The sequence below is a fragment of the Faecalibacterium sp. Marseille-Q4137 genome, assembly GCF_017377535.1.
GTDB classification, from domain to species: domain Bacteria; phylum Bacillota; class Clostridia; order Oscillospirales; family Ruminococcaceae; genus Faecalibacterium; species Faecalibacterium duncaniae.
This window is the reverse complement of the sequence record NZ_JAFREK010000004.1, coordinates 74,440-95,647: the sequence shown is the minus strand read 5'-3', so window position 1 is coordinate 95,647 and position 21,208 is coordinate 74,440. Positions and strand designations below refer to the sequence as shown.

Genomic DNA, 21,208 nt, shown 5'->3' with positions numbered 1-21,208 from the left:
ACGGCCTTTTCAGAAAGTCCAGCACGACTCATTTTCTCGCCTGGGCTGCTGCGCTGGAGGCCTCGCTGCGGCCAAAGCCGGGCACGCTTTCTCGCAGCTGATACTGCTTGAGCCCGGTCTGCTGGAGGAAGTCCTTCAGCTTGTCTCGAGAGGCCGCCAGCTTGGCCGCTGCGGCCTTTTCTGTGTCCTTCTGGCCGCTTTCCTTGGCAACCAGAAAGGCCCGTTTCTCGGCCCTGATCTGGCGCTCCTGGGCACGCTGTATCTGGGTTGCTTTGTACCGTCCGATCTCCTTGCCGTTGTAGGATACAGTAGCTGCGTTGATTGCGGCCAGCCTCTCGGGCGTGTAGCTTCGCACACTTGCGCCCTCCCAGTACATGCTCCAGTTGTGAGCGCAGTTGGCCCCCATAAAGCCGCGCACGTCTCCGTAGCCGATGTCGTCCAGTGAGAGGTAGCCGTGCTTGCCGCTCCGGCTGACAATCTGGCCCTGCCACCAGCTGTGGTTTGTCAGGTTCTGCCCGCCGTCCCCGGTGCGCGCACCGACGTGGGCATCCAGCTCCATCAGGTCGCACTCCAACTGATCCGCGTTAAAGCGGGTGATCTCTCCGGCGGTTTGGTTGATACCGGTGCGGGTGGCCCGAAGAACCACCACGTCCAGACTGTCCATGTGGCCGCTGGGATAGGTGATGGCCCCCACGCCCTTGGCCGCCAGCTCGTTGAGCGCCCGCCTGGCAGAATCGTCCGAGCTGAACGCTCCGCTGACGGCATCGGCGTGGGCCATGTCGAGGTAATACGCCAGCTGCCGCTGGGTGGTCTCCACCATGTTCTGGTTGCCCATCACGGCCCGGGTCTGGGTCAGATTGTACAGGGTGTTCATGGTGCGCCGATAGCCGCTCTGGATGATCTGCTGTGCCTCTTCGCTCTCGCCAAGAGGGGCCAGAGAGCGGCCTGCTGCGGCTGCATCCTGCACGTCGATGCCGTAGGCCTGTTTCATTGCCTGGGCAAACACAGCGGCCTCCTGGGGCCCCAGCTGCTGCACGATGGCCTGCATCTGCTGGAGGAGGTATGCACGGCTGGCTCCCAGCGCCTGGGCGCGGTAGCTTTGCCATTGTGCGGTTGCCGTAACGCTGCCGGTCTTGACGATCCGGCGCACCATGTCACGCAGGATGCGCTCGCTCAGCTCGTCCCACGGTGCTGCCATGAGCCCGGCATAGCCGTTGACCTCGTCCGGTGTCAGCATGGGTGCACCTCATGCTTGCCGCCTGTCTGGGTCACCGTGAAGCCCAGAAGCTCGGCGGTGTGTACTGCCTCGTGATACTGGCCCCACACAGCGGGGTCTCGCAAAATGCGGGCGTTGGCTGCCAGAAAATCCAGCCGGTCAGCTGCCTGCGCCATCCGCTCGGCCTGCAGGGCCCTATTGGTTTTAGCCGTCGCCATTGTCCAGCACTCCCTTCAAGATATCCGCAGCCCCGGCCTCCTGCTGAATGGCCCGCACTGCCTGTGTAGCGGTCTCCTCATCTTCACCAAAGAAGTGCATCCGGTACTCTGCCTTGCTGCGGAGACCCATGCTGACCTCCTGCTGCCACTGGGCCATCTCGGTGAGCCGGTCGAGGATGATGCTGTCATCCCACTTGAAGGCAATGTTCAGCTTGCCCTTGCCCGGCGCTCCGGGGATGTGGTCGGCCCAATAGTCTAAGGCACTGATCAGCCCTCGCAGCGCGTCCTCCAGTGCTGCCTGAAGGTCGGACACCGTGGCGTACAGCTTCTGCTTGCTGTTGACAATCTCGGTGGCGGTCTTTTCTACGTCCGCTACCTGCGAGATCACACCAAAGCTCAGGCCCGCATGGCTTTCCACGTTGCGCAGATACTGGTTCAGACCGGTCAGGTAGCTTCCGTCCCGCAGGGCGGGGGAGAACACCTGATAGAAAGGGGTGCTGTCGGTGATGCCGGTGTTGACGTTGATGCCGTGGAACAGCCGCTCTCTGTGGTGCGGGGCAGTGTGGTCAATGGCTTCCGGCGGTACGCCGTATTCCTTCAGCGCCTGCGCCTTGGAGAGCTGCTGCCCGGTGGCGCTGGGCTTGAGGAACTTCTCGTCGGTGTCCACGGCCAGTTCTCCGCCCTCGTACTCCCAGTCCAGCCGGGTGTACTGCTCGTCGGCATCAATGATCTGCCTGCGGGCGGGCTCGAACACGGCAGCCCCCAGCTCACTATCGGGATCAACGCTGTTGACGATAGGGGTCACGAAATAGCCCACGGGCAGCGTCTCCTGCCCGGTCAGATAGGCTACGGGCTCGATCTCGTCCCACTCCGGGCGGATGCTCAGATCCTCCGGGCTGCCGAGGCTGTCCTGGGTCGCACTGCGGAAGGCAAGGTTTACCACCTTGATGCAGGGAAACTGTGTAGGTGCTGCGAGGTCATAGTCCTCCAGTTGCGCCAGCTCGGCATCTCGCAGATCCTGTCGGCGCTCCAGAACGTGCATCCACTCCAAACGGTGGTAGTAGCTGTCGTCCTCCTGGATGGTGTCGATGAACACGCCCTCGGTCAAACTGCCCTCGACATCGTGGGCGACCGGGAAGTACCGGGTTGCGTTTGCAAAAGAGATGCCCAGCTTGTTGCCGCTCTGGTAGGGTTTCCAGATGCCGCTGCCCAGGGCCAGCGCCACCGTAAAAATGCGCCGTTTGCGGGGCGTGAGCACCCGCTGCAGCCGGGTGTTGATCCAATCCGCGCGGTCACTGCCCTCCACTGTGGCTTCCAGCTCGAGTGTCGTCAGCCGGGCCAGCTCGGCGCAGATCAGCGCGGGCAGGTCGAGGGTCAGGGTCTCCGGGTTCTTGTCCAGCGGCAGGCCGTTGATGGCTGCATCGTACCAATCCTCGATAGCCCGCTGCATCCGGTCAGTGACAAGGGTCTTGCAACCGATGATATTCTCAATATCTGCGTGGTTTATCATGCGTTTTGAACACCTCTCTTTTGCCAGACGGGCTCCATGGCGTAGCGTGTCATATCGATGCTGTGGTTCGCTGCATCAACATACCCCGGCATCACGTCGCCGGTCTTTTTGTCGATGGCGTACTCATACTCGGAAAACTCCCGGGCCGTCCACGGACAGCGCTGGGGGTCAATGACGATCTTTGCGCGGCTTTGCAGCCACTTCATGCCGTCGGTGACGGACGTGCCGCCGTGTGCTGCGTACTTCCGGCAGCCCCGCAGCCGGTCAAAGCCCAGATCGCGCAGTGTAGCGATTGAGCGATTGGCCGCACTATCGCCGATGATCTCGTCGTGCAGGTGTCGGCGCAGTGCCTCGGCCAGCTGGGCATCGGTCTCCTTCTGCGCCCTGTGCTCCTCGAAGATGTACAGGGTCTGCTGGGCGTGCTGATAGGCCATGCCGCCAAAGTGGTTCGGGTCGGGATACCAGCCGAAGTCCAGGCCGTAGTAGCGGCGGTCGAAGCCTGCGATCTCCTCACTGGTGATGGGCCGCAGCTCCAGATTCTCAAACACGGCAGTGCCACAGCCCACGACCTCGCCCAGATACTCGTGGGCGTAGGCCACCGGGTCGCGCTGCTTCAGGGTCTCTGCGTCATCGTAGAAGCGGGGGCCCAGCCACTCGGGCGGGGTGGTCAGGTAGGTTGTGTGATGCCGGAACTGCTTCGGCTTTGCCTCCCGCTTGTACCGGTTGACCCAATGCCGCGCCATGGCGGGGGAGTTGAAGGTCTTGAAAGAAAAGCTGAAGGGGCCACCACGGAACACCGACTGCTCTACGTTTCGTATCTCTTCGGGCCCATCGTATTGGTCGAACTCCTCAAAATGCATCACACCGAAATAGCCAAACGGAACAGCGATGGATTTCAACTTGCCAGGGTCGTCCAGACCGTAGAACTGGATGGTCTGCCCGGTGGGAACATAGGTCAGAGTGTACGGCTTCTTGGTCTGCTTCCAGAGATGCCGGATGCCCATCCGGTCAATCACGCGGTTGTACTCCGGCCAGACGCTGGTGGCAATGGTGTTGCCGACCTTGCGCAGGACGACCGCGTGGATGTTCGGCACCCGCATGACGAGTAGCACCACTTCGGTGGCTGCAAAGGTGGACTTCAAGCTGCCGCGTCCACCATCGCCCAGATACTCGTTATACTCACCTGACCAGATGGCGGTGTGGGCGGCGTAGTATTCAGGGATGATCAGGCTGCTGAGTTTCAGTTGCTGCTTGAGCAGGTTTGGGGGCTGCCGTCTTTGGTATGTCATCCACGAACACCACCTTTCCATCGTAGCCGCGCAGCTCTGGGTGCTCGCTCCAGTGCTCGGGGTCACGGTTTTTCAAAAAGAAACACATTGCGCCCAGGTCTCCGCTCTGGGCTTTCTTGAACAGGGCATTCTCCACGCTGGCCAGCGCGGCCTCTGCACCTACGCTGATTGCCTTCTTGATACGCGGGTCTTGAGTGCACCAGCGCCGGAAAGTGCGCACCGGTACGCCGATCTGCTCGCAGATCTCCGCCTGCGTCAGGCCGTGCATTGCCAGCCGCTGCAGACGCAGCAGTCCGCTGGGGCTGTTCCATTTTCCGATTTGGGATTCTCGTGCCAAGGTTTCACCTCCGTATGAGAAAACGGCGCACACTGGTTCCACTCTGGAGGAACCCTACGGGCGGAGGATGACCCGAGTGTGCACCGTTTTGGCTATGAAAAATGCCGGGGCGGGAAAGGAGTAGAAAACCGGCCCCGGCAGGGGAATGGTTATTTCAGACGGACGGCCTTTTCACCGGTGAAGTCCTCCCAGCGCTGGACGATCACGTCCACATAGCGCGGGTCGTACTCCATGGTGTAGCACTTCCGGCTCAGCTGCTCACAAGCGATCAGCGTAGAACCGCTGCCGCCGAACAGATCGAGCACGGTCTGCCCAGGCAGGGAGCTGTTTTTGATCAACTTGCCGCAGAGCACCACCGGCTTCATGGTGGGGTGCTCTGCATTGCGGGGCGGCTTGTCACAGCGGATGACGCTGCTGGGCTTCTGGGTCAGCAGCTCCTGGGCTTTGATGGCCCACTCCAGCAGCTGGTCTTTCTTCATGTGCCGCAGGTCGTCTGGCTTTGCGTCGTCGATGACAGTGGTCTGGCTGCGGTCGTTGACAAAGTAGTGGTTTGCGCCGGGCTTCCAGCCATACAGGCAGGGCTCGTGCTGCCACTGGTAGTCGCTGTGGCCGAGAACGAGGCTGTTCTTGACCCAGACCAGACATCCGTGCAGGCCCCAGCCTGCCTCCCGGAACATGGCCCGGAAGGCCTCGCCCTCCGTGTCTGCGTGGAATATGTACGCGCTGGCACCGGTGCGGCAGGCCTCAAAGGCCCGACTATATGCCTGAAGCAGGAACTGCCGGAACTGGCTTTCTGCCATGTTGTCGTTCTCGATCTTCTTGCCGTTCGAGCCCTGATAGTTCACGTTGTAGGGCGGGTCGGTGAGCAGCAGGTCGGCCAGCTGGCCGTCCATGAGCTGCTCCACGTCCTGCGGGCTGGTGCTGTCGCCGCACATGACCCGGTGTTCGCCCAGCAGCCAGATGTCTCCCCGCTGGGTGACCGGCTGCTCCGGGGGCTCTGCGCTGAAGTCGTCCTCCTTGACCTCCTCGTCGATCTTGATCTGGAGGTTCAGGCCGAAGTCGGTCATATCGTAGTCGATGCCGGTCAGCTCCTGCACCAGAAGCTGCAGATCCCACTCGGCAACTTCGCCGGTGGAGTTGTCTGCGATGCGCAGAGCCTTGACCTTTTCCGGGTCGAGCTCTGCCGCAACGATGACCGGCACCTCCTGCAACTTGAGCCTCCGGGCGGCCTTGTACCGGGTGTGCCCTGCGATGATCACGCCGTCCCTGTCCACGATGATGGGGGACTGAAAGCCAAACTCTTTGATGCTGTTGGCGACGGCTTTTGCAGCCTCATCATTGCGCCGGGGGTTGTTGTCATAGGGGCGGATTTCGTCCAGCCGTTTGTACTCGATTTGGTGTTTCACGCTCTCCATGCAATCCCTCCGGGCAAATAAAAATAGGCTCTCTGGCAATTGTACCAGAGAACCTATGGCAAAACGTTACGACTTACTTTTTGGCTTTCGCCTTGGTGGTCTTGGGCTTGGCCTTTGCGGCCTTGTCCAGCTTGGCGTAGGGGTCTTTCCAGCCCTTGGGGAGATCACTTTTTTCAATGCGTCCGGTGTGAGCGTCCCATTCCATGGCTGCAACAGAGCGGCAGTCCCGGAGTTCACCGGGGGTCTTGGCCTTTTTCCGGAGTTCTGCTTCTCGGGTAGAGATGAATGCCTCTACTTGGTTGTTGGTGTAATTTGCCATGGTCGTCCTCCTTGTTCTCACCAGTTGGTGCCCTTTCGCTCGACCTGTTGTCTGCTCTTGATCGTGGAACAGATGGTCAGGGCTTTTCGACTGTATGCGACTTTGTATCCCCAGTCTCCGTTGTCGTACGCATTGTAGCCGGAGCTTGTCAGCCATATAGTTTTCAATTCGCTTTTACCCCACTGCGTATTTGTATGGCTGCTGATTAGGTATTGGTACGTCTTGGGGTGCTTTGTCTCGAAATTGATTCTGGCTTGTTTTAGATCAGCGGCTTTGGCTATGCGCGCATGGTTATTCAGGAACATCTTTACCTGAGAGCCGTGCGTGCCTGCATACACAGTGGCGTTACCAACAGCGTCATAGTCGAGGTAGGTGCCGCTCCCGTGGGTGCCGAAAGAAGCAAATGCGGTTTTGCCTGTTTGAAGCTGCTGCAGGGTCTTTACTGCCGTTGTCGCCTTGCCGTCATAGGGGGCATCACTGTGGTACAGTTTGTTTGCGCCTGCTTTGCGGCGGGCCTTGCCGAAAGCCACATCATCCAGAACCTCGGGCATCTCGTTTGCCAGTCCGGTGGCATTCAACCATCGTTGACAGAAGGTGTCATTCTGGGTGCCATCCGTTGCGATGGGCTGCGCAGCAATCGCCTTGACCGTTTCCAGCGCATCCTGATCACTCATCTGCATCAGGGCCGCCGGGTTGCCCTTGATCTGTGCCAGCAGCTGCTGCTGGCGGGTCTGGGGTGCAGCCTGCGCCGGTGCTGCTGCTTTCGCTGCACCGCCTGCGCTGCCGCCTCCGCCCATGCCGTGGCTGCCGCCCATGCTTCCGCCTCTGCCTCCCATGTGAATCCTCCCTTGGCCGTGAATTTCTCGGTCAAGAGTAACATGAAAAGCGGGGGCAAAACGTTATGACTTACTTTTTCTTGGGTTTCGCCTTGGTGGCTTTCTTCTTGGCTGCGGGCTTCTCCATGCCCAGATTGGGGAAGGGGCGGCTCGTTTTCGGGGTGTCAAGAGGCCGGAACTTCTGCTCTGCGGTTTCGATCTCTTTCAACTTCTGTGCGGAAATTTTCGCCATAGTGAGATACCTCCAATTTAATTTTACCACACTTCGATTTCCAGTTCAATCACGCGCTTGCCAGAGCCGAGGGTGTGCGAGGGCCCGGTGCGGGTAGACCGGACACCGGTGATTTTGTGGTGTGTGCCAACGGCCAGAACGGCTTCCGACTGGCTGGGCTGGATGAACGCCGCCCGGGTGCTCTTGGCGGTGTGATACCGGATCAGCACCTCACGGTTACCGGAAACGGAGCCACCCTGGCCATGTTTGCCGGTGCTTCGCCTGCCGCCGGGCTGCGGCCAGAAGGGGTTGTCCCGGCTGTCGTAGGCTGTGGACTCCAGACAGTCGTTCGTCCAGGTCTTGCCCACCAGCGCCTTGCGCAGCTGGCTGTCGCTCATGCTCTGGTAGTTGTTGATCTTCAGGCGCTTCAGGAAATCGTCGTGGTCGGCGCGGTACAGGGTGGTTTCCTGCCCGATGGGCTTTGCCAGCTTGTCCACTGCATCCATCATGGCCTGCTGCCGCTTAGTCAGGGGCAGCCCGTTGGCTGCTGCCCAGTTGGCGTTCTGGCTCAACGCCTTGCCGTTGCTCTGCATGACCGGGTTGATGTAGTCGGTCACGCCTGCTGCCAGTGCCGGGTCACGCATCATCTGCCGCTGTGCGGCGCTCTCCATCGCGGAGACCTGCTGCGGTGTCAGGTGGCCGAAGCCGTTTGCACCGGTGGGCGGGCCTGCCTGCTGGGGCGCTGCTTGAACTGCCGGTGCTGCCTGAACTGCCGGTGCTGCCTGAACAGCAGGTGCCGCCTGAATCGTGGGCATTGCCTGTGCGGCTGCTGCGGGCGCTCCTGCGCCGCCTCCCATGCCCTGGGAACCTTTCATGCTGCTGCCTCTGCCGCCCATTACTGCGCCTCCTCTCTGGCCCTGACGCGGGCCGCCATGCTGTGCGGGAATGCCTGCCAGGCTACGTTGTGCTCCCGGAGCATCGCTGCCATCTCCTGCGGCACTTTGCCGTAGACCAGCAGCTCCTCCGGCTCGGTCTGCCGGATCAGCTCCGCCACGCCACGCAGGAGCCCTTGCAGTGCGTCCTTGTGCACCAGGCATCCCACCGTGCTCACAGCCACCGCGCCGCCCTTGCTGATGCCGTCGAAGCACCAGCGGAAGCTGTCCTCGTCCGACCAGCTTGCGGTGGGAATGGTGCAGACACCGTTGTGCTGAAGCCATGCGGTCAGCAGCTGGTTCCGGTAGTGGTTCCAGTGCTGGATGGGCGCGGGGAAGTCGGTGTAAAGCGAGAAGTCCGGGCCGATGACCAGCGGGCACTTCTCCAGCGCGTAGAGGTACCGCTCCGGCATCCTCCAGAATCGCTCGAACTGGTAGTCATCGAGGAAAAAGTGCACGCCTGCGTTCTCCGGGTGCTTGCAGGTCAGAAGCTCGTTGAAGCCGATCAGGTGGTCAACCCCGAAGGGCAGTGACAGGGCCTGGGTGACAGGGTATCCCGCCGGGGTCAGCTCGAGGCCGTCCAGCAGGAACCAGTTCACCAGCTGCCCTGTCCTCATCCTCTCGTTAGAAAAACCCATGCTCTGTCCTCCTGTGTGTTATCCAGAAGAGCATAGCATGGGTTTTGCTGTGAAAACGTTATGACTTGCGCACAGCGGCCCCTGCGGGCTTCTGTGCGGGGCTCTTGAGTGCGTTGCGGGAAGTTTGCCGCCTTGGGTGCTGCGCGGCTCTCAGAGGCGCTGCAGCTCCTTCCAGGCCCAGACCCGCAAGGTCTCAGGGGATATGCCGCCACCGTAGAGCAGTGCCGCTTTTTGCCAGCTGACCTTGCCCGGCCCGAGAAAAACGATCTCGAAGGCCCGGCGGGTCAGCGGGTCGGTGATCGTGTCAATGAAGCCCCGCCGCTGGGCGCGGGGAAGTCTGCGGAATGCCCGAATACTCACTTGCTGTCTCCTCTCTGCGCCGCCTTGATGTGGGTCTTGACGGCCTGCATCAGGCTGTTCTGGTCGGTGTCCTTGCGGTTCAGCGCCTTGACCACCATCTCGTCGGCACCACCCTTGACGATCAGCCGGTGAACGATGACGCTCTGGGTCTGGCCCTGGCGGTAGAGCCGCGCTTCGCCCTGGGCGTAAAGCTCCAGGCTCCAGGGCAGGCTGTACCAGATCAGGTGGTGACCGCCCTGCTGCAGGTTCAGTCCGTAGGCGCAGCTGGCGGGCTGGGCCAGCAGAACGTCCAGCTTTCCTGTGTTCCAGTCTGCGGCATCCTGCCCGGAGCGCAGCACGGCGAATCTGAGGCCCTTGTGGCGGGCTCTCAGGGTCTCGGTGAGCTGTTCCTCGTCGAAGCGGAAACCGTAAAACACGAGGGCTTTCTGGCCGTCCAGCGCGTCGATGAGCTCATCGAAAGCATCCAGCTTGCACCGGTGGATCTGGTGCACCGTGCCGTCCTCGTCGTACAGGCTGCCGTTGCACAGCTGGAGCAGCTTGCCGGTCAGGGCGGCCGCCTGCTGGGCGGTGATGGTCTCGCCGTCCACCTCCAGCAGGTAGTTCTTCTCCAGCTTCTTGTAGGCCGCCTTGGCGGGCTTGTCCAGCACCACGGGGATGTCGTCGGTGATCTTCTCCGGCAGGGTCAGGTGGTCGGCGGCTTTGAAGCTCAGGACGATGTCCTTGATGCGGCTCTCCACCGTCTCGGCGGCACCCTCCCGGGGCTCGTAGCTGTACTCGGTGGGCCAGAAGTAGGCCTGCCGGTAGTGGGTGATGTACCGGCCCAGCCGCACCCCTTGGTCGAGCAGGTAGATCTGGGCCCAGAGGTCGAGCAGGCTGTTGGGCCTTGGCGTGCCGGTCAACTCGACCACTTTGTGGATGCGGGGACGCACCGCCTTGAGGGCTTTGAACCGCTGGGCGGCGTGGTTCTTGAAGCTGGATGCCTCGTCCAGAACCACCATGTCAAAGTTCCAGCCCCGGCCCAGTGTGTGAACCAGCCAGGGGACGTTCTCGCGGTTGATGATGTAAATATCCGCTGGGGCTTCCAGTGCGGCTTTGCGCTGCTTCTCTGTGCCCAGCACGGTGGAAATGCGCAGGTGCTGCAGGTGCTCCCATTTCTCTGCCTCATCCTGCCAGGTGGCTTCGGCTACTTTCTTCGGGGCGATGATGAGCGCTCTGCTGATCTCCAGCCGGTCGTAGATCAGCTGGTCGATGGCGGTCAACGTGACCACCGTCTTACCCAGGCCCATCTCCATCCAGAGCGCCACCCCGGGCTTCTCGAGGATCGCTTCGATGCCCGCCTGCTGATACGGGTGCGGGTGAAACTGCTGCATTGCTTTGACCTCCGTTTCTTTTAGGGCAGCGTGTCAGTCGTCGCTCTCCTCATCGTCAGGCCCTTCGCTGTGGTCTCCGATGAAGTGCCATGCTTTCATAGCCTCTTCATCTTCCGTCTGCCGCCGGAGGCTCTCGGCGCTGAGGTCTGCGGCCAACTGCTGCGCTTGGTATTTGTCGTTAACCTCGTGGCATGGGAAGCCAAAGCTCTGGATCTTCTCTCGCCACCACTCCTGCAATCCTCCCGCCTTGACCTTTGCCCCGGGTCGCTTGAGTTCCACAAAGGCGATGATGCCGCCGGGGAAGAGGATCATCCGGTCAGGTACACCTCTGTGTCCGGGACACACCCACTTCAGGCACAAACCTCCCTCGGCCTCCACGGCCTTGCGCAGGACGTTTTCGATGCTCTTCTCGAGGGGCTTATTTGTCGGCATTTTAGTTTCTCCTTTCGTGCTTGGGCTGAACATACAAACATACTCAAATCCTATAAAACCCTCACGCGAAGAATATAAAGCTCTCACGTGTATGCGCGTGCGCTCTTATTTCCTTTGATTTTTCCCTTTAAAGAGAAAAAGTGTGTATGTTGAGTATGTTTTGGCCTGAAAACCCGCATGGATGCTCGCTTTTTCGTGCATACAAACTTTTTGGCCTTTGTATGTTGGCTGTATGTTGTGTATGTTTTGACCGCTGCTGCTGCTCTTGTTTTCTTCGGTTTTCTTAATGTTTGCCGAGTTCTCTGTATGCTCGGTTTCGCCGACCTGCTCTGTATGTTCAGTATGTTTTTCAAAGCGGTTTCGGCGGGTTCTGTATGCTCGTTTTTGAACGGGTAATTACTCCGATTTTCTGCGCCAGATACGCTGCATTCCGTAGGGCCCGCAGCGCTGGGGATACTTGCCCGGAGCCCACCCCGGGAGGCTATTCAGCACGGCTGCAATGCGCTTGGACTGCTGCCGGTCGGGGGCCTTTCCGGTGCTGTCGAGCACCTCCCGCCAGACCTCGTTGACGCAGATCGAGGTGCGCTGCTGGGTGGCAGTTGCAGGGTCTGCGGGGCCGTTCTCCCACCAGCAGACCCGCTCGTCGATGGTGCGCTTGGCCCAGTCCAGAGGGAGGGGCTTGTCCAGAAAATCGAGAATGCTGCCCTCCCAGGGGTCGCGCTCGGTGTGCGCCTGCTGCTCTGCCAGAGCGGCCTTCTGCAGCTCATCCCGGAGGATCAGCTCCTCTCCCGCGTTGAATCGGGCCACCGCTTCGGCCCACAGCTGATCCACTTCTGCGGGGGTCAGATCATCGTGCACGACCCGTGTGCGCCGCTCGTAGCTGCAATCTATGGGCCAATATCGGCGGTTGCCGGTGGCATCGCGGAGAAAATCGGAGCTGTTGGAGGTACCGAAGAACACGCACCTGCGGGGGTACTGCACCGTTCTCCGGCCATAAGCGGCCCGGTATCTGTCCTCCGTCTGGCTCAGGAACTGCTTGGCCGCCTCGGATTCGCTCCTGCTGAAAGCCGTCATTTCGCCCAGCTCTACGATCCAGACACCCCGCAGGTTCTCCCGGGCCTCCTTGCCGTCGAAGCTGGTGATGCTGTCGTTGAACCACTCCTTGCCCATCCGGCTGAGGAGCAGGCTCTTGCCGATGCCCTGCTTGCCGCTGAGGATGCAGATCTGGTCGAACTTGCAGCCTGGGCGGAAACACCGGGCCACCGCAGCAACGAACATCTTCCTGGTGACCGCGCGAGTGTAGCTGCTGTCCTCCGCGCCTAAGTAGTCGATGAACAGAGTGTCCAGCCGCTCGGTGCCGTCCCATGTAAGCCCGCTCAGGTACTCCCGCACCGGGTCTTTGGCGTGGCGGCCTCCGGTCAGCGCCACCGCGTCGGCGGCTTTATTGACCCCACTGAAGTGGTAGGCCGTCTCCAGATACCAGCGCACGCCAGCGTCGTCCTCGTCGCTCCAGTCCCGCTCCTGGGTCTTGTCGCTCCAGGGGAAGGGGCCCTTGCACCGCAGCCGCTCCGAGAAGGTATCCGACCAGATCCGGCCTTTGAGCACCGGGTCGTGCTCGAGGATGAGCCAAGCATTTTGAATGGTGCAGGCAATCGCGCCCTTCTGGGTGCGGTCGAGCTTTTCCTGCCACTTATCCGGGTCGGTGTCCTCCTCGGGCAGCGGCTCGAAGCCCTCCATCGCGTGGTCTACGGTCTCCTGCCGCAGCAGGGCCGCCGTGGGGCCGTCGTTCTCGGCCAGGGCCCGCATCTGTTGCCAGCTGGGGAGGGACGCTGCGGGTGTGCCCGGCGCGGCATCGGCATCCAGCTGACCGAAGAGGTGGATTCGCACCAAATCCCAGGCATTCAGCAGCTTGCCGCCTGCGGGGTCGGTGCTGTGGTGGCTGTAGATGAAGTTGCCTTTGTCGTAAAGCACCGCGCCCGCCGTGGTGCTGCCTGCGGCGTAGGTCAGGCGGCCTGCGCCTGCATCCACGTACACACCGGGGAGAAACTTCTCAATCGCTGCGGGCACGTCGTAAGTCCGGCAGAAAGCGCCCACCACGCCCTGCTTGGCGGTGGGGTCGGCTTGCTTGCCGCCGGGCAGCTTGACCGTCTCAGCGGAGCAGGCGGGCCATTGGCGCACGTCGTGCCAGTCCTCGTAAAGCCAGAGGGTGTCGTCCACGCTGATCCGGTCACCGTCCTCGGTGGCCTCGCAGACCCACTGGCTGTCGCTGCTGCGGCTGGGCCAGTACATCAGGCGCTCGGCTTCAAAGGTGGTTTTGTCGAACACCTGCATGGTGGGGTCGAGCATCTGGGCCACCATTCGGGCGCAGGGCTGGTACTCCTCTGGCTGCATCACGCGGTCGGTGGGGAAGATGGCCCGCAGCCGTGGGTGCTCCGGGTCGTGCTTCCGGGTGGAATAGACCGCTGCTGTGCCCAGGGCCTTGATGGCGGCCACCCACTGCTGTGTGCTGCCGGGGGCGCAGCCGTCCATGTCCAGCGTGATCAGGCTGCGCCCGGTGCAGCAGCCGCGGCGGCGCAGGCCGTCCCGCAGGCTGCCGCCCACAAAGCCGCCCACGTCCTTGCGCTTGTCCTGCTCTGCCTTGGACAGGGCCATGTACTCGGCGTGGGTCTCAGTGCTGGCGTTGTTGTACATCCGGGCCGACAGGCTTTCGGTGAAGTCCTCCCAGGTCATAAGATCCTGCGCCCAGCTGGATGCCCATCGGCTGCCGCCCACGCTGATCTCAATTGGTGTAGCGCTCATTTGTCCTCCTCCTTCAGCGGGCCATAGCGGAAGCGGTGCGCGTTCCATCTGGCCTTTGCATCAATCTGCGTGCTGCCGCGCTCGCCGACCCTGCCGCAGCGGGTGCAGACCACCGACCAGCCTCCGTCGGCTGCGTACCTGCTGCTCTTGCGGTACTTGGTCAGCCCGACCGTCCCGTCAGTCCTCACCCCGACACCGTAGGGCAGGGCCCCGCAGGTGCAGGGGCACACACCTGAGTTGTCGGGTGGATAAGTCTTGCTCATCGTCTGCTCTCCCTCCATTCCTTTTGGGTGAGAATGTGTAAATCTAAGCTGCGGATGATCCGCATTGCCAACGCTACGCCGTGAGCATCACCGAAGCGTTTCTGCGTAAACAGGGCATCATACTCTGCTGACAACCGGGTCAGTGCATCCTCCTTCGAGATTGCGTAGACAGCCGCCTTGTCGGAAATCATGGAGTTTTTCATCGTCCTCAGTCCTTTGTAAAGAAGTCACCGTACCAGCCTGCCGCGTTCAGGGGCAGCCCCTCGGCCCAGGGCGGCACAATGCTCATACTGCGTACCACGTTGTCCAGCGCGGCCTCTGCGTCCTGCGTGGTCGGCAGCTCGATGATGACCTCGTCGTGGACGTGGAACACCACCTGGTACCCAGCCCGTCGGAGGTTGTCCAGCGCGAAAGCCAGGCAATCCCGGCCCACAGCTTGGGTGAGGTTCTCGGTCAACTTGCCACCGTAGGTCTCGGCTTCCCGCCAGCTGCCCGTGTCCCACTCCTTATAAGTAATGCGGTCATCCGGCGTGGTGCCGGGGTCGGCGTAGAAGAGCTTGCGCCCGCTGGGCAGCTGCATGGTCAGAAACGGGAAGGGGAACCCGAGGGCCAGCTCCTTGCGGAGCGTCACCCCTACTCGGGGTACGGTAGTCCTGCCGGTGCGGATGGTGTGCACGGCGGCTTTCTGCATCGTATCCCAGAGCTTGCAGATGCTGGGGTTCTGCCTGCGCCAGCGCCGGACGATGTCCATCAGGCCGTCGTCGTCCAGGCCCAGCTGATCGCCGCCCATCCGTTTCATGGCCCCGACACCGCCCTGGTAGCCCAGGGCCAGCGTTGCCACCTTGCCGCGCTGGCGGTACTTGTAGTTGGGGTTGCCCTTGACGATGCTGTCGAAGGGCACACCGAAGATGCGGGCTGCGGTGGCCTCGTAGATCTTGCCGGTGGTGCGGAAAACGTCCAGCACCCACTCCTCACCAGCCAGCCATGCGATCAGCCGGGCCTCGATGGCCGAGAAGTCGGCATCTACGAAGGTGCACCCTTTGCCGGGCACCAGCGCTGTGCGGATCAGCTGGCTCAGAGTGTCGGACACATTGTCGGTCAGCAGAGCTAACGCTTCGGGGTCGTGTAGCTTTACAATGCTGCGCCACTCAGCTTGATGGTCGAGGTAAGTGCGGGGCAGGTTCTGCACCTGAAGCAGCCGCCCGGCCCAGCGCCCTGTCCGGTTGGCCCCGTAGAATTGCAGGGTGCCACGCACCCGGTGGTCAGGGCCCGCGCTGGCTGCGATGGTCTCGTACTTGGTGTTGCTGGTCTTGCCCAGCTGCTGCCGGAGCTCCAGCACCCTGCGCACGTCGCTGGGCAGCTCTCCGGCCAGCGCGTGGGTCACATCCTCTTTTGTCAGCCCCGGCAGCTCTATGCCCCGGTTGTGGAGCCAGCCGAGGAGCTGGGCACGGCTGCCGGGGTTGGTCAGCCCGGTCAGTGTCTTGCTCTCGGCGGTCTGCTCCTCCGTGATCAGCGCAGAGCAGGCGAGGGCTCCCTCTACCAGGGCCATATCCACAGCCACGCCCCGGGCGTTCATCTCCACATCCTCCCGCCACTGCTGCATGATGCTCTCGGGAACCGGCCAGGGAGCCAGCTTCCGGTCGTTGGCCCGCTCAGCGATCACGTCCATACCGTTGTACCTGCAGAACAGCCGCCACTTATCGGGGTCGTGCTGAGGCAAGTTGCGGGTGCGCCCGCCGTTGCGCTTTGTGGGCTTGCAGGGTTTACAGAAGTAAGTGATCAGCGCCTTGCCCTCTTTCATCTTGAGGGCATCCTCCGGCTGCTGCAGTACCTGACCCAGCGCACCCAGCTGGGCGGGCAGGCCGCAGTAGAGGGCGTGGATCATGCTGCATTCCCACTGCTGCAGCCAGAGCACCCGCTGTCCCCAGCTCAGGCCCATGGCCTCCGACAAGCACCACCACTCAAACGCAGCATTGTGCGCCCGCTTGGTGTAGCTGGCATCCAGCAGCCACGGCAGCTGCTCCCGAAGGAAATGTGCCGTGTCTGGCCAGGTTGTCAGGTCGATGACCGTTGGAGTGTCCAGATCTTCGTTGACATAGCCCAGCAGCAGGATCTGAAAGTCTGGGTCTTGGGCGTATCGGTAGGCACCGACCTTGGCGATGTCCTGCGGCGAGTAGGTTTCTATATCCACCGTGATGATCGGTTTCTTCACGGCTGCCTCCTTTCAAAAAGGCCGGAGGCCCGTTGTGCGGAGCCTCCGGTGGGTGATACTCAGTTCAGAAAATCGTCGTCCTCGTCGGTCAGCACCTCGAAGCCGTCCAGGTTGTTGCCTCCGCTCAGGCGCTCGCCGTCGCGGATCTTCTGGATGACTTCCAGCCCTGCGCCGATGCCCCGGTTGCCGCTGGCGCTGTAGGAGAAGAAGCCGACCTTGACCTTGGCGTAGCAGCCGCTGTACACCTCGTCCTGATCCAGCACTTCGTTGCAGGCCCGGTCGATGATCCGGGGACGGCGGTCTGCGTTGGCGTTGGCGTTGATGAACCAGCAGCCTGCGTAGTTCTCGTCGTCCTTCTCCTCGTCGCCGTCACGCAGGGGCTCTTTCAGCTTGGGCGGCAGCTTGCCACCCCACTTTGCCAGGGATGCGGGGTCGGTCTTGATGGCCTCGATGGCCTTGCGGATGGCGGCCAGGGCGTTGGTGTCACTCTTCTTAATGAGCAGGCAGCAGCTGTACTTGGGGTCGCCGGTGCCGTTCACTTGCTTGGGCTCCCAGATGTTGGCGTAAGACAGACGGCAGGGAATGATAACTTCGTTGGTGTTCATGGTTAGTCCTCCTCGGGCTTGAAGCCCTCTAAACGATCGTAGGCGGGGCGGGGGTCACTGGCCTGTGCCAGCTTGGGAGTCCCCGGGGCCTTGGTGATAAAGGCCGACATGGTTTCGGCAAACTTCTTTTTGCCGATCATCTTCTCGGCCACGGTCAGGGAGATGGGTGTGCGTGTGTACAGCATGGCCTCGTCGATGCCGTCCGCCTGCATCTGCTGGAAGGCGGCATCTTGGTCTGTCCACTTGCGGGTGCTGCGGCCCTGTACTAGCTTCCATCCGGGCAGGGCACGGCCCTCCATCAGCGCCTGCTGGGCGTACTCTTCCAGATCCCTGGCGTAGGCGGCCAGACCTTCCAGCTTCTGCAGCCACTCGCCCAGCTCCTCGTCAGAGAGTGTAGCGGGTTCCGGGTAAGGCTCAAATCCGGCCAGCGGGCCGTACTTGTCCTTCCATGCCCGGCAGGCGGGGTGTGCCTTGCAGAAGCGGCAGTGGGGGCCGGTGCAGAACTCGCCCTTGCCCTTCCATGCCATCTCAGCGGCAGGCTGCAGCACCTCCCGTGCCCAGGTGAGAAGGTCGGCCAGGGAAACCACCCAGGTCTGGGGCTCCTCCTGCATCCGGGGCTGTACGATGCTCAGGCGCACTGTGCTGACCTCCTCGATGCCCTCAAAAAGGGCGTAAGCTCCGAGGGCGTAGTACATGAGCTGCGGGTTGCGCTCCGGGCTCACCGGCACGCCCTGCCCGTACTTGAAGTCGATGATGTGCAGGATGCCGTCGCCGATCAGCAGGCAGTCGCAGGTGCCGAAGCCGCCGGGCACCCACTGGCTCACGTCCACCTCCTGCTCGATGAACACCTCGGGCTGGTGGAGGTAAAGCCCCCACTGGAGGTACACAAACTCCACGTATTGGTTGGCGGCGTTGACCATCTCTGTCAGTGTCGGTTGATGCACCCAGTCGGTTAGCAAGTTAAAGGGTTTTCCGTTCTCCCAGTCTTTGAGCTTGTGACGGAGCGCAGTTTCACATACCTCGTGCGCCTGTGTGCCCTCTTCGGCGTACTTGCTGGTCTCCCCGGGCAGATTCTCGGTGGCCCGGGCGCTGGGCGGACAGGCGATCCACCGGGCCGCGCTGGAGGCCCCCAGCAGAGCGTGTTTAATTGGAGGCATTTGCGTCCACCTCGTCTTTCAGCTTGAGCAGCTCCTCCCAGACGCTGGTGTAGCTGTCAGGCGGCAGCTTAGAGATGGATGCAGCACCGGTGGCTTTGATGGCCGCCTGAACCCCTGCCCGCTTGCCAGCCACGATCAGGCTGCGGGCCAGATCACGGATCTTGTTCAGCATGGCGGGGTCAGTGACGGAGCCGTTTGCAACCGCCGGGGTGGTCGCTGTTGCCGGAGGTGCAGAGGGGGCAGCAGGGGCGGTCGTAGTCGCAGCAGCACCCGCATTCTGGGCAGGTGCACTCGTAGGGTTTGCAGGCTCCTCCGCAGGGGCGACTGCGGGCTCCCGTGTGGGCTTTTTGGCTTTGGCGGTGGTCTGCGCCTTGGGCTTGTCCGGCTGCTGCACAGGCTCGCTCTGGGGCAGCGGAGAGGTGTGCCGGGGAAGCTCGGCTGCGGTCATGGTGTGGGTCTCGACCCCGCCGTTGGGTGAGGTGTTGACGTTGATGGTCATGCCGCCCAGCTGGGTCAGGGTGTCCAGCAGTTCGGCTGGGGTTTCGCCGCTGATAGTCAGTGTGAAGTTCATAGTCATGCTCCTTTTATAAAAAGATTCTGTTGAATCTACGCTTTGCTCTTTGCCATTGCCACGCCTCGCCATCGTCGCGCTGCCATGCCTTTGCTAAGCCAATCTTCGCGTCGCGATGCTATGCCATTGCTGTTCAGCGCAGAGCCAAGCCTTTGCCACCGCGTCGCACCACGAATCCAAGCATCTCCTTTGCGCTACTTTACGCCGCTAAGCCATGCCGTCGCCAAGCCATGTTATGCCGAGCCTTTGCAGAGCGAAGCATCCCGTCGCAATGCCTTTGCCATACAAAGTCATGCCTTGCCTTTGCAATACGAAGCCTCGCCATGCCTTGCCGTTGCTATGCTTCCACAGCAGTGCTTTGCCGTCGCATATCTGGGCAATGCCATCCGTTGCCGTTGCCATGCCGGGCCGGGCATTTCCTTGCCGTTGCGTCGCACGGCAGCCCAATGCCTTTGCAGTCAGCCGAGAATCTCGTAGGTGAAGCGGCCTTTACCAGAGTTGCGCCACTGGCCCAGGCCCCGGAGCTTGCCGTAATCCAGCCACTCCATCACCGCTTTTTCGTGGGCATCGTCCATGCAGGTGATCTCGAACTCGCAGGTCGAACCAGCTGGAATCTGCTCGGAGTTGGCAAGGCTCACGCGTTCGCCCTGGGCTGTCTGGGCCCGCAGGGGGCGCTGGCACTCGGTCATCTCTCCGCTGAGGATCAGAGGGATCTGGCGGGGCCCGACAAAAATCAGGCCGTCGATGATCTTCTTGTAGGCTGTCAGCTTGCCGGATTCGTTCACTGCTTTCTTCTTGCCCTTCTCGTCTTTGCCGCCGATGCGCCCCAGCATACCGCAGGAGTCCTTAAAGAACCCCTTGAGCTGGTAATCGTATAAGATCGGCTGCCCCGCCTCGTTGCGGGGGAATACTGTCATTGCCCTATCGGCTGCGGCATCTGCGCCCAGGGCGGCCACCTCATCCTCGATGGTGGAAGCGTCGGGGCCCTTGGATGCGATGTACTCGCGGGCCACGTTCGGGTTGGCAGGCCAGGTGCCGAGCAGCGGCTCGGTGAAGGTCAACTTGACTTTGATCGTTTTCATTCTGAAAAATCCTCCTTTTTCAGCTTTTCAACGTAGAATGTGTACTTGCTGCTAATGCCTGCCCGGGCATGGCTGACTGTGCTGTAAAAGACCCCCATTGTCATACCCAGGGCTTTGGCACATTGCGGGCCGGTACCGCTGGCGATGACCTCCTCGGTCGAAGCCTCGTATACCGTGTACCAGGTCATAATCCGAGCGCGCTCCGGAGCGCTGCATCGAGGCGGCGCATGTCCGCGTCGGTCAGGTGGCCGAGGTACTGCTGCAGATCGGCTCGGTCTGCGCCGTGTACCTGCCTCGGCAGGGCCATGCTCGGCTCACCGTAGCCCAGAAGAAGGACGTTGTCGCAGAATCCGTCGCCCCGGGCCAGCCTTGCGGGGCTGGAGGTCATGGGAACCACCGTCGCCGTGCTGCCGGTCTGGTTGGCGCTGTCGCTGCTGACCACGATCACCGGTCGGTCGCCCCGGATCAGGCAGGTGTCTGCCGGTTTGCGGTGGGTGTCACTCATCCACCAGATGTCTCCGCGTCTCTTGTCAGAAAACATGCTCAGTCCTCCTGTTCGCGGTTCTGCCGGTAGGCTGTGCAGTCTACCTTGCCGTAGCTCTGGCGCTTGTACCGCTCATTGTCAGTCAGCAGGCTGTGTAACGATAAGGCCAAGCCTGCAGCCAGGGCAAATACCAGGAACGGAGCCGCCTGGGCAGCTTCTGTCGAGCTCCAGCTGCCCCACTGGGTCAGGGCGTGTGCTGCGACCGTGCAGGCTCCCTGCGCCACCTTGACCGCCCCGATGAGAGCGAGCAGCGCAATGCTGCCGGTGATCGTGATCTTTTTCACTGTGATTCCTCCTTTTCGATGTCGGGGAAGAAGTAAGCCCCGACCTGCTCCTGCGGGATGTTCAGCACCCGGCAGATGGTCTTGATCTCGTCGGATGTCCAGGGCATCGTGCCCCGCATCCGGCGGCTGAGAGTTGACTGGGCGATCCCGGTGGCCTGTGCAAGCTCGGAATCGAACAGCCCGTAGTCCCGGAATCTTGCCCGCAGCCGCCAGAAGGGGCTCTGATGAAAGCTGCCCAGTGGCGTGCTCGGTGTCATGGCGGTCACTCCTTTTCGGTCAGCAGCTTCTGGATGGCTGCTCTGAAGGTGTTCTCCGCGCCTGCGGGGTTGCGCCGCTTGTTCAGCACCATACTGACGTACTCTGGGGTGACACCTGCGGCTTCGGCGAGGTCGCTGCGGCTGATGTTGTTGTCCTTCATCATCGCGAAAACCTCAGCTTGCCAGGATAGGTTCATGTAAATGTACTCCTTTCTTTGCAAAAAAGTGTTTACAAAAATAAACCCTTATGGTATACTCAGGTTGTGAAGTTGAGCTTAAAGTCTATTTTTGTGAACCGCTGTGCACAGTATAGTTCATCCGAGTAGACTTTTCAAGCCCTAAAAGTGCATT

General features: G+C 61.6%; 28 protein-coding genes. All 28 read right to left on the bottom strand.

From position 1 onward, the window contains the following. Positions 1-28: 28 nt before the first annotated feature. On the bottom strand, positions 29-1,237 hold the full coding sequence (locus tag J3353_RS03075; RefSeq protein ID WP_207684128.1) for a phage minor capsid protein: 1,209 nt from the start codon (positions 1,235-1,237) through the stop codon (positions 29-31). Continuing rightward, on the bottom strand, positions 1,231-1,434 hold the full coding sequence (locus J3353_RS03070; protein ID WP_207684127.1) for a hypothetical protein: 204 nt from the start codon (positions 1,432-1,434) through the stop codon (positions 1,231-1,233). Before J3353_RS03070 ends, J3353_RS03075 begins: the two co-directional genes overlap by 7 nt. Beyond that, positions 1,421-2,944, bottom strand: a complete 1,524-nt coding sequence (locus J3353_RS03065) for a phage portal protein (RefSeq protein WP_207684126.1) — start codon at positions 2,942-2,944, stop codon at positions 1,421-1,423. The genes J3353_RS03070 and J3353_RS03065 overlap by 14 nt, the downstream gene beginning before the upstream one ends. Continuing rightward, on the bottom strand, positions 2,941-4,233 hold the full coding sequence (locus J3353_RS03060; protein WP_181967220.1) for a PBSX family phage terminase large subunit: 1,293 nt from the start codon (positions 4,231-4,233) through the stop codon (positions 2,941-2,943). Before J3353_RS03060 ends, J3353_RS03065 begins: the two co-directional genes overlap by 4 nt. Continuing rightward, positions 4,160-4,570: a helix-turn-helix domain-containing protein gene (locus J3353_RS03055; protein WP_117533246.1), complete on the bottom strand. Its 411-nt coding sequence runs from the start codon at positions 4,568-4,570 to the stop codon at positions 4,160-4,162. The genes J3353_RS03060 and J3353_RS03055 overlap by 74 nt, the downstream gene beginning before the upstream one ends. Positions 4,571-4,719: 149 nt before the next feature. Next, positions 4,720-5,985, bottom strand: coding sequence for a DNA modification methylase (locus J3353_RS03050; RefSeq protein WP_207684125.1), 1,266 nt, complete (start codon positions 5,983-5,985; stop codon positions 4,720-4,722). A 73-nt stretch (positions 5,986-6,058) separates the two neighbouring features. Next, positions 6,059-6,304, bottom strand: a complete 246-nt coding sequence (locus J3353_RS03045) for a hypothetical protein (protein WP_207684124.1) — start codon at positions 6,302-6,304, stop codon at positions 6,059-6,061. A 17-nt stretch (positions 6,305-6,321) separates the two neighbouring features. Continuing rightward, on the bottom strand, positions 6,322-7,140 hold the full coding sequence (locus J3353_RS03040; RefSeq protein WP_207684123.1) for a hypothetical protein: 819 nt from the start codon (positions 7,138-7,140) through the stop codon (positions 6,322-6,324). 70 nt (positions 7,141-7,210) lie between these two features. Further along, positions 7,211-7,372, bottom strand: a complete 162-nt coding sequence (locus tag J3353_RS03035; RefSeq protein WP_207684122.1) for a hypothetical protein — start codon at positions 7,370-7,372, stop codon at positions 7,211-7,213. A 23-nt stretch (positions 7,373-7,395) separates the two neighbouring features. Beyond that, a complete protein-coding gene (locus J3353_RS03030; protein ID WP_207684121.1) occupies positions 7,396-8,247 on the bottom strand; it encodes a hypothetical protein in 852 nt (283 codons plus the stop codon). Continuing rightward, positions 8,247-8,921, bottom strand: coding sequence for a DUF4417 domain-containing protein (locus J3353_RS03025; protein WP_207684120.1), 675 nt, complete (start codon positions 8,919-8,921; stop codon positions 8,247-8,249). Before J3353_RS03025 ends, J3353_RS03030 begins: the two co-directional genes overlap by 1 nt. Positions 8,922-9,071: 150 nt before the next feature. Beyond that, complete coding sequence (locus J3353_RS03020; protein WP_207684119.1) at positions 9,072-9,281, bottom strand: hypothetical protein; 210 nt, start codon at positions 9,279-9,281, stop codon at positions 9,072-9,074. After that, complete coding sequence (locus J3353_RS03015) at positions 9,278-10,651, bottom strand: DEAD/DEAH box helicase (protein WP_207684118.1); 1,374 nt, start codon at positions 10,649-10,651, stop codon at positions 9,278-9,280. The genes J3353_RS03020 and J3353_RS03015 overlap by 4 nt, the downstream gene beginning before the upstream one ends. Positions 10,652-10,684: 33 nt before the next feature. Then, positions 10,685-11,083: a VRR-NUC domain-containing protein gene (locus tag J3353_RS03010; RefSeq protein ID WP_207684117.1), complete on the bottom strand. Its 399-nt coding sequence runs from the start codon at positions 11,081-11,083 to the stop codon at positions 10,685-10,687. A gap of 396 nt (positions 11,084-11,479) precedes the next feature. Beyond that, positions 11,480-13,882 (bottom strand): virulence-associated E family protein, encoded by a 2,403-nt coding sequence (locus tag J3353_RS03005; RefSeq protein WP_207684116.1) that lies wholly within the window; start codon positions 13,880-13,882, stop codon positions 11,480-11,482. Continuing rightward, on the bottom strand, positions 13,879-14,145 hold the full coding sequence (locus tag J3353_RS03000; protein ID WP_117533240.1) for a hypothetical protein: 267 nt from the start codon (positions 14,143-14,145) through the stop codon (positions 13,879-13,881). Before J3353_RS03000 ends, J3353_RS03005 begins: the two co-directional genes overlap by 4 nt. Beyond that, on the bottom strand, positions 14,142-14,348 hold the full coding sequence (locus J3353_RS02995) for a hypothetical protein (RefSeq protein WP_147322501.1): 207 nt from the start codon (positions 14,346-14,348) through the stop codon (positions 14,142-14,144). Before J3353_RS02995 ends, J3353_RS03000 begins: the two co-directional genes overlap by 4 nt. A gap of 5 nt (positions 14,349-14,353) precedes the next feature. Beyond that, complete coding sequence (locus J3353_RS02990) at positions 14,354-16,357, bottom strand: DNA polymerase (RefSeq protein ID WP_207684115.1); 2,004 nt, start codon at positions 16,355-16,357, stop codon at positions 14,354-14,356. A 59-nt stretch (positions 16,358-16,416) separates the two neighbouring features. Beyond that, positions 16,417-16,962, bottom strand: coding sequence for a DUF2815 family protein (locus J3353_RS02985; RefSeq protein WP_117533237.1), 546 nt, complete (start codon positions 16,960-16,962; stop codon positions 16,417-16,419). A gap of 2 nt (positions 16,963-16,964) precedes the next feature. Continuing rightward, on the bottom strand, positions 16,965-18,119 hold the full coding sequence (locus J3353_RS02980) for a DUF2800 domain-containing protein (RefSeq protein WP_117533236.1): 1,155 nt from the start codon (positions 18,117-18,119) through the stop codon (positions 16,965-16,967). Beyond that, the gene (locus J3353_RS02975; protein ID WP_117533235.1) at positions 18,106-18,690 is read right to left on the bottom strand and encodes a hypothetical protein; all 585 of its coding nucleotides are present in this window, start codon (positions 18,688-18,690) and stop codon (positions 18,106-18,108) included. The genes J3353_RS02980 and J3353_RS02975 overlap by 14 nt, the downstream gene beginning before the upstream one ends. A gap of 207 nt (positions 18,691-18,897) precedes the next feature. Next, the gene (locus J3353_RS02970) at positions 18,898-19,092 is read right to left on the bottom strand and encodes a hypothetical protein (RefSeq protein ID WP_117533234.1); all 195 of its coding nucleotides are present in this window, start codon (positions 19,090-19,092) and stop codon (positions 18,898-18,900) included. 56 nt (positions 19,093-19,148) lie between these two features. Further along, complete coding sequence (locus J3353_RS02965; RefSeq protein WP_117533233.1) at positions 19,149-19,772, bottom strand: hypothetical protein; 624 nt, start codon at positions 19,770-19,772, stop codon at positions 19,149-19,151. Further along, positions 19,769-19,960, bottom strand: coding sequence for a hypothetical protein (locus J3353_RS02960; protein WP_117533232.1), 192 nt, complete (start codon positions 19,958-19,960; stop codon positions 19,769-19,771). The genes J3353_RS02965 and J3353_RS02960 overlap by 4 nt, the downstream gene beginning before the upstream one ends. Next, positions 19,957-20,313: a type II toxin-antitoxin system PemK/MazF family toxin gene (locus tag J3353_RS02955; RefSeq protein ID WP_117533231.1), complete on the bottom strand. Its 357-nt coding sequence runs from the start codon at positions 20,311-20,313 to the stop codon at positions 19,957-19,959. The genes J3353_RS02960 and J3353_RS02955 overlap by 4 nt, the downstream gene beginning before the upstream one ends. 2 nt (positions 20,314-20,315) lie before the next feature. Further along, positions 20,316-20,600, bottom strand: coding sequence for a hypothetical protein (locus J3353_RS02950; RefSeq protein WP_117533230.1), 285 nt, complete (start codon positions 20,598-20,600; stop codon positions 20,316-20,318). Beyond that, the gene (locus tag J3353_RS02945; protein ID WP_117533229.1) at positions 20,597-20,857 is read right to left on the bottom strand and encodes a helix-turn-helix transcriptional regulator; all 261 of its coding nucleotides are present in this window, start codon (positions 20,855-20,857) and stop codon (positions 20,597-20,599) included. Before J3353_RS02945 ends, J3353_RS02950 begins: the two co-directional genes overlap by 4 nt. 5 nt (positions 20,858-20,862) lie before the next feature. Beyond that, positions 20,863-21,054 carry a helix-turn-helix transcriptional regulator gene (locus tag J3353_RS02940; RefSeq protein ID WP_207684114.1) on the bottom strand — a complete coding sequence of 64 codons (192 nt, stop codon included), beginning with the start codon at positions 21,052-21,054 and terminating at the stop codon, positions 20,863-20,865. Positions 21,055-21,208: the final 154 nt, after the last annotated feature.

Excerpts from the sequence above, each read along its gene's own strand:
- J3353_RS03005 (WP_207684116.1), bottom strand. The coding sequence starts at position 13,882 with ATGAGCGCTACACCAATTGAGATCAGCGTGGGCGGCAGCCGATGGGCA.
- J3353_RS03070 (WP_207684127.1), bottom strand. The coding sequence starts at position 1,434 with ATGGCGACGGCTAAAACCAATAGGGCCCTGCAGGCCGAGCGGATGGCG.
- J3353_RS02945 (WP_117533229.1), bottom strand. The coding sequence starts at position 20,857 with ATGACACCGAGCACGCCACTGGGCAGCTTTCATCAGAGCCCCTTCTGG.
- J3353_RS02995 (WP_147322501.1), bottom strand. The coding sequence starts at position 14,348 with ATGAAAAACTCCATGATTTCCGACAAGGCGGCTGTCTACGCAATCTCG.
- J3353_RS03045 (WP_207684124.1), bottom strand. The coding sequence starts at position 6,304 with ATGGCAAATTACACCAACAACCAAGTAGAGGCATTCATCTCTACCCGA.
- J3353_RS03000 (WP_117533240.1), bottom strand. The coding sequence starts at position 14,145 with ATGAGCAAGACTTATCCACCCGACAACTCAGGTGTGTGCCCCTGCACC.
- J3353_RS02960 (WP_117533232.1), bottom strand. The coding sequence starts at position 19,960 with ATGACCTGGTACACGGTATACGAGGCTTCGACCGAGGAGGTCATCGCC.
- J3353_RS03035 (WP_207684122.1), bottom strand. The coding sequence starts at position 7,372 with ATGGCGAAAATTTCCGCACAGAAGTTGAAAGAGATCGAAACCGCAGAG.
- J3353_RS03040 (WP_207684123.1), bottom strand. The coding sequence starts at position 7,140 with ATGGGAGGCAGAGGCGGAAGCATGGGCGGCAGCCACGGCATGGGCGGA.
- J3353_RS02970 (WP_117533234.1), bottom strand. The coding sequence starts at position 19,092 with ATGGCAACGGCAACGGATGGCATTGCCCAGATATGCGACGGCAAAGCA.
- J3353_RS02965 (WP_117533233.1), bottom strand. The coding sequence starts at position 19,772 with ATGAAAACGATCAAAGTCAAGTTGACCTTCACCGAGCCGCTGCTCGGC.
- J3353_RS02940 (WP_207684114.1), bottom strand. The coding sequence starts at position 21,054 with ATGAACCTATCCTGGCAAGCTGAGGTTTTCGCGATGATGAAGGACAAC.
- J3353_RS03030 (WP_207684121.1), bottom strand. The coding sequence starts at position 8,247 with ATGGGCGGCAGAGGCAGCAGCATGAAAGGTTCCCAGGGCATGGGAGGC.
- J3353_RS03065 (WP_207684126.1), bottom strand. The coding sequence starts at position 2,944 with ATGATAAACCACGCAGATATTGAGAATATCATCGGTTGCAAGACCCTT.
- J3353_RS02980 (WP_117533236.1), bottom strand. The coding sequence starts at position 18,119 with ATGCCTCCAATTAAACACGCTCTGCTGGGGGCCTCCAGCGCGGCCCGG.
- J3353_RS03060 (WP_181967220.1), bottom strand. The coding sequence starts at position 4,233 with ATGACATACCAAAGACGGCAGCCCCCAAACCTGCTCAAGCAGCAACTG.
- J3353_RS03075 (WP_207684128.1), bottom strand. The coding sequence starts at position 1,237 with ATGCTGACACCGGACGAGGTCAACGGCTATGCCGGGCTCATGGCAGCA.
- J3353_RS02985 (WP_117533237.1), bottom strand. The coding sequence starts at position 16,962 with ATGAACACCAACGAAGTTATCATTCCCTGCCGTCTGTCTTACGCCAAC.
- J3353_RS02955 (WP_117533231.1), bottom strand. The coding sequence starts at position 20,313 with ATGTTTTCTGACAAGAGACGCGGAGACATCTGGTGGATGAGTGACACC.
- J3353_RS03050 (WP_207684125.1), bottom strand. The coding sequence starts at position 5,985 with ATGGAGAGCGTGAAACACCAAATCGAGTACAAACGGCTGGACGAAATC.
- J3353_RS02975 (WP_117533235.1), bottom strand. The coding sequence starts at position 18,690 with ATGAACTTCACACTGACTATCAGCGGCGAAACCCCAGCCGAACTGCTG.
- J3353_RS03010 (WP_207684117.1), bottom strand. The coding sequence starts at position 11,083 with ATGCCGACAAATAAGCCCCTCGAGAAGAGCATCGAAAACGTCCTGCGC.
- J3353_RS03015 (WP_207684118.1), bottom strand. The coding sequence starts at position 10,651 with ATGCAGCAGTTTCACCCGCACCCGTATCAGCAGGCGGGCATCGAAGCG.
- J3353_RS03025 (WP_207684120.1), bottom strand. The coding sequence starts at position 8,921 with ATGGGTTTTTCTAACGAGAGGATGAGGACAGGGCAGCTGGTGAACTGG.